A 1,275-nucleotide genomic window follows, 5' to 3' on the forward strand; every position below is an offset into this window, starting at 1 on the left:
GACGGTTTTTTCACCGAGTCCCTCGCCTCGCGCGACCCTGAACTGTTTGGCTCGATCACCGGCGAGCTTGGCCGGCAACGCGACGAGATCGAGCTGATCGCCTCCGAGAACATCGTCTCGCGCGCGGTGATGGAGGCGCAGGGCTCCGTCATGACCAACAAGTACGCCGAGGGCTATCCCGGCCGGCGCTACTACGGCGGCTGCCAGTGGGTCGACGTGGCCGAGAACCTGGCCATCGACCGCGCCAAGCAGCTGTTCGACTGCGAATTCGCCAACGTGCAGCCGAACTCGGGCAGTCAGGCCAACCAGGGCGTCTTCCAGGCGCTGATCAAGCCCGGCGACACCATCCTGGGCATGAGCCTGGACGCCGGCGGCCACCTGACCCACGGTGCCAAGCCGAACCAGTCCGGCAAGTGGTTCAACGCCATCCAGTACGGCGTGCGCCAGCAGGACAACACGCTGGATTACGACCAGGTCGAGGCGCTGGCCAAGGAACACCAGCCCAAGATGATCATCGCCGGCGGCTCTGCCATCCCGCGCCAGATCGATTTCGCCCGCATGCGCCAGATCGCCGACATGGTCGGAGCCTGGCTGCATGTCGACATGGCGCATTTCGCCGGCCTGGTGGCCGCGGGCGAACATCCCTCGCCTTTCCCGCATGCCCATGTGGCCACCACCACCACGCACAAGACCCTGCGCGGTCCGCGTGGGGGCATGATCCTCACCAATGATGAAGACATCGCTAAAAAGGTGAATTCGGCGATCTTCCCGGGCATCCAGGGCGGCCCGCTGATGCATGTCATCGCCGCCAAGGCGGTGGCCTTCGGCGAGGCGCTGCGCCCGGAGTTCAAGACTTACCAGCAGAACGTCATCCGCAACGCGCAGGCGCTCAGCGACCAGCTGATCAAGGGCGGCCTGGACACGGTCACGCATGGCACCGACACGCATGTGGTGCTGGTCGACCTGCGGCCCAAGGGCGTCAAGGGCAACGCCACCGAAAAGGCCCTGGGCCGGGCGCATATCACCTGCAACAAGAACGGCGTGCCCTTCGATCCGGAAAAGCCGACGGTGACCAGCGGCATCCGCCTCGGCAGCCCGGCGGGCACCACCCGCGGCTTCGGCGAGGCCGAGTTCCGCCAGATCGCGGACTGGATCATCGAGGTCGTCGACGGCCTGGCCGCCAACGGCGAGGACAACAACGCCGCGGTCGAGGAAAAGGTCAAGGCTGAGGTCGACGCCCTCTGCAAACGGTTCCCGATCTATCCCGAGCTCTGA

1 protein-coding gene is annotated in these 1,275 nt (G+C 65.9%); it reads left to right on the top strand.

The genetic code is table 11. The annotated features are described in order from the left end of the window. Positions 1-1,275, top strand: a 1,275-nt coding sequence (gene glyA / locus PVW46_RS22975) for a serine hydroxymethyltransferase (protein WP_069208287.1), incomplete at its 5' end; no start/stop codon positions are given.

The sequence above is a fragment of the Mameliella sp. AT18 genome (genome assembly GCF_028807275.1).
GTDB lineage: Bacteria > Pseudomonadota > Alphaproteobacteria > Rhodobacterales > Rhodobacteraceae > Antarctobacter > Antarctobacter albus.